This window comes from Streptomyces sp. UNOC14_S4 (genome assembly GCF_020740835.1).
Classification (GTDB): Bacteria; Actinomycetota; Actinomycetes; order Streptomycetales; family Streptomycetaceae; genus Streptomyces.
This window is the reverse complement of sequence record NZ_JAINFC010000571.1, coordinates 1-4581: the sequence shown is the minus strand read 5'-3', so window position 1 is coordinate 4581 and position 4581 is coordinate 1. Positions and strand designations below refer to the sequence as shown.

Sequence of the window (4581 nt, the reverse complement as noted above, 5' to 3'; positions counted from 1 at the left end):
GACCACAGCCAGGGGACGCTTGTGGTCGTCGAGGGGGCGGGCGGGCGGCCGCGATAGCCCGTTCGAGTGGCGCGTCCATGCACACTCGCACTTTATGCCGTCATATGGTCTCCATTGGGTGATCTTGTATGCGTGGCGCTGAAGGAATGCGACGACGTGCGGCTTCGGCGGGAGCAGGCCCTGACTGCGTGCTGCATGGCGGCCGCGGCGGAGGCGGACCCGCAGCTGCAGCCCGCGCGCCGGGCGGCGATGCTGATGGGCTGCCTGGCCGTGCTGCGCGCCGCGCACCCCGCAGCCGACGCCGCACGGTTGGGGATGGGCGTGTTCCGTCGTGCGCTGCGTGGTCCGCTCGCCCCGCTTCTGCCCGCCCCGAGTGAAGCGGGCGACGGCTTCGGCGCGTTGTGCCTGCTCGATGAGGACGGCCTGGTCCGTGATGCGTTGCAGGATCTGTGCCGCGAGCATCTGGTGCCGCAGGTGGCGCTGGAGCGGCACTGGCCTTGGGCGCGGGTGAGGGCTGAGCAGGAGGAGCGGCGCCTGTACGAGGTCCTGCGCCGCCTGGAGCCGCAGGAGTACCGGCGCGCGCGGGCTCTGCTGGCGGAGTGCCCCGCCGGGCCGGTGCGGGTGCTGCGTCGGGCCTGGGACCAGTTGTGGATGCGGTTCGACTTCTTCGAGGCCGTCAGCGACTGGCCGTGGTGCCACCTGGACGGTTGGTGGTATCCGTGCCCGAAGTGTCGGTGGCCGATGCGGGTTGTGCGCCGCGGCGGCGAGGTCGAGGTGCGATGCGAAGCGCACCGGGCGCGCGGGGTGCACTACCGCCTGGGCCTGGAGCCAGCCGCTGGGGGTGCGGCGCCGCTCCTGGTCGGGACGGGGAGCGAGTCCGACCCGGTGGTCGGTCTTCCGGCCAGCACGGAGCATCTGGCGCTCAGCCGTCCGGTGTGGCGCTATGGGGTGCTGCCGACCCTGCTCGAGATCGACCTGCGCGACCGGCTGCGGGGGCTGGAGTACGTGCAGGTGCAGATGTGGCCGGGCGAACTGCGACCCGACGAGTACGACTTGAAGATCACGATCACACTGCCGGGCCGACGCCCGAGGCACCTGCGTGTGGACGCCAAGGCGTGGGAGTCGGTCGAGGGCCTGGCACGGGCGCTGCTCGAGCGCGAACCGAAGCCGTATCCGCTGACCATCGTCCTGCCTGACCACCAAGGCCACGAGGTGGAGTACCTCAAGGCGCGGCTGGCCGGACGAAGGGTCACGGTGACCACGCTCACGCGTCTGGTCAGGCGCATGGAGCAGATCTCCGGGGGCGGGCGGTGAGGCCGGAGGAGTGGGCGCTGCGGATGTTGGCGGTGGCGTTCCCGCTGGCGTTGGCCGACAAGTATTTCGGGTTCCGGAACCCACAGGGGCAGCGGGTCGTCCCGCTGGACCAAGCGCACGTGTTCGCCGCCGCGCGGACCGACCTGTGGCAGCGCTGGCCCGAAGTGCCGCGCCGGGTACGGCAAATGGTCGGCGACTACTGGCATGTTCGGCCCGGCGACGTGGCCGGCCGTAGCGCGTTCTACGGGCTGGCCCGCTCCTACGCGTCCTCGCTGGAGGGCCTGTACCGGCTGCCGGACGATGTCGATCCGCGCGAAGCGAAGTACTTGGTCGTGGCGCACGCCCAGAAGCCGCTGCGGCTGGCGAAGGAACTGCTGCGCGAGGCCGAGGAGCTGTACTACGGCAACCGCGCGCCACAGCCGGTGGCCACCGGAGGGAAGTGGAGCTTCGGCGGCGACTCCTCGGTGGTGACGATCCCGGATGGGGAAGGCGAGGCCGGAGTCCCGCCGCTGCGGCTGCGAACTGCCCCCTACCGCCGCGAGGTGGCGCTCTCGCGCCGCCAGGTGCTGCGACTGGCGCTGCGGCAGTCGGCCGCGAATGACCGCAACGGCTGGAAGCCCGGCCTGATGGCCCGCTTCTTCGACCGGCTGCTGGATCCCGAGGACCGCAGAGTCACGCGGCTGCGGATGCCCGCGGGCAAAGTCACGGTCCTCAACGCCCCGACCGGTGTCGGCAAGAGCGTCCTGCTCAACGCAGCCGCACCGCTGTTGGCCCGCCAGGGCAAGGGCCCGGTCGCGGTGGTCGTCGGCCAGATCCACGAGAGTCTGAACAACACGGAGCGCATGCGCGAGGCCGACGACGAGCTCGTCCAGCACGCGCAAGCCGAGCGCCTGCGCCAGGACGACGACTTGGTGCGGCAGACCGCCGCAGACCTCGCCGCTGCCAACCCCACCTTGAAGATCGTGCCTCTGGTCTCCGGCTACCGCCTGGCTGAGCAGGCAGAGCGGGCCCTGACCCAGGGCCGCGAGGACCGCTTCGAGGAACTGGCGTACGGCTGCGACCTTTCCGCATGGCCGATCGACGGCTCGCCCGTGCGGCGCAGCGCCGAGCCGTGCCTATCCCTGCGGCCGACCACTGCCGTGGGGGACCAGGAGGAGCCGAGCCCCGGCCACGCCTGCCCGCGGCTGGGCATCTGTGGCAAGTACGCCCTGATCCGCGCGGCCACGGACGCGGACATCGTCGTCACCAACCACCACAACCTGCTGCGCGGATCCGTGCCCCGGCCAGTGGAGACCGACAAGGGTGTGCTGCGCCGCATCAGCGTCCTGGAATTCCTGCTGCGTCTGTGCACGGTGCTGCTGGTCGACGAGGTAGACCACCTGCAGAGCAGTTGGTGCGACCTGGGCTCGGACGTGTTCACCCTGGCCAGCCGGGCCTGGGGCGGGTCCTCCCTGCTGACGGAGGTCGACCACCAGCGTGAGGCTCTGGACGCGGCCAGCGACCGGCGTCTGGTAAACGCCCTGTTCAAGGCCCGCGGTTTGGGCGAGCAATTCCTGAACTACGTCTTGGAGGACGAGCTGTGGCTGGAGACCGCTGACCAGGACGACGGCCGCCCCAACTCCGACTGGCACGTGCCTGGCGTCTGGGACCGGTGGCTGCTCGACAAGCTTCTGCACGTGGACGTCACGGAGCCGGTCGACCCCGCTGTCCACAAAGAGTTCCGCGCGATCTTCCCCGACCGGGACAAGAAGACCACGCCCCCGCCGCGCTACGCCAAGCTGGCCGAGCTGCTGGAAAAGGCCGTCAGCCGCGACGCCAGCCACGACGCCCTGCCCTCGGTGAAGACGCAGATCGACAAGGCACTGCGGCAGCTGAAGATCCCCGAGCATCAACGACGCGAGGTCGCCAACGCCCTGCTGGTGCGCTCCTGGCTCGGCTGCCTGCACAAGGCCCTGGTCCACCTCAAGGCCGTTCTAGCCGGCTTGGGCAGGGGCGAGCAGCTGACGGCCGGGCGGGAACTGGCCAGCGCCCTGGGGACCTTCAGCCACAATCCCGCACTGCCGTACGGGCCGCTGGGCTACCAACTGTTCGGCTTCAAGATCGAGAAGAATCAGCGCGGAGGCGGCCGCCTGTCCGTGCAGACTCTCGGAGGCGATCCGCACACCAGCACCGTCCAGCTCGGCGGGACCATCGCGCTGGCCACCGCCGGTGTGGAACGCAGCATCCTGGGCCTGTCCGCAACCGCCTTCTTCCCGCGTGCCGCCAAGGAACACCTGCACACCCAGCCCGCCTACGTCATGACCGACGCGGCCCCCGGCGCAGTCACCGCCAGGCCAGGCAACGTCTCGGACACCGCCGAGGCGTGGAACCCGATCGCCGTCGGCGGCCAGGAGGAGTCCAGCAAACCCGCCCGGCTCCTGGAGCTAGGCGCTCACCTGTGGCGAGGTCGCCTATCCGAACACCTGCGGGACATGGAGATCCACGAACGCGACCGGGCCCGTGCCATGGTGGTTTCCAACGCCTACAGCCAGGCCATGCTGCTCGCCACCGGCATTGCCTCCGCGAGCCCCGACCCGTCATGGATCGCCGTGGTCATCCGCAAGACCGGGCCGCCAGCGGGCGTGGCCCCACCTCCCGGTGTGGTCACGATCACCGTGGACCAGCTCGAAGACCTGCCCTATACCCACCCCCACGTCAAGGTCGTGTGCGCGCCGCTGCGCCTGGTGGCCCGCGTCCTGAATATCCTCGTCCCTGGCACCGACCGCTCTGCCCTGGCCTCGGTATGGGTCGCCACCCGGCCGGCCGCCGACCTGCACACACCCGAGTCGATGTACGCCAGCATCGGCGCGGCCGGCATCGCCGCGGCCTGCCCTGGCCCCGACCCCGCCCACATGCTCGCGCTGCAGACCCGCGCCGCCCACAGCCGCTTGCACTGGCTCCTGCGCAGCAGCCCGATATTCTCCCGCCTTCCGAAGTTTCTGAAAACCGAGATCCTCGCCGGGATCCTGGTCGACATGATCCAGCTCGCCGGGCGCGCCCGCCGCGGCGGCACCCCCGTACAGCTGTACCTCGTCGACAACGCCTTCTTCGCCACCCACTTCGGAACGGACTACCCGACCCTGCTGCGCGCCTACTACGACGACCTGACCGAACTGGAGCAGTACGCAATGCGCCGCACCTACGGCTCCACCCTCACCGCGTGGCTCGACCTCGCTCGCTCCGCCAAACTGCCCCACCTCTTCCATGTCCCCCTTCCCCGCCCCACTG

General features: G+C 70.4%; 2 protein-coding genes. Both read left to right on the top strand.

All coding sequences use genetic code 11. The features are described from left to right. Positions 1 to 132: 132 nt before the first annotated feature. Positions 133 to 1314 (top strand): hypothetical protein, encoded by a 1182-nt coding sequence (locus K6I34_RS38485; protein WP_308294087.1) that lies wholly within the window; start codon positions 133 to 135, stop codon positions 1312 to 1314. After that, the coding region (locus K6I34_RS32230) for a hypothetical protein (protein ID WP_229331553.1) at positions 1311 to 4581 on the top strand (3271 nt) is incomplete at its 3' end. The genes K6I34_RS38485 and K6I34_RS32230, both read left to right, overlap by 4 nt.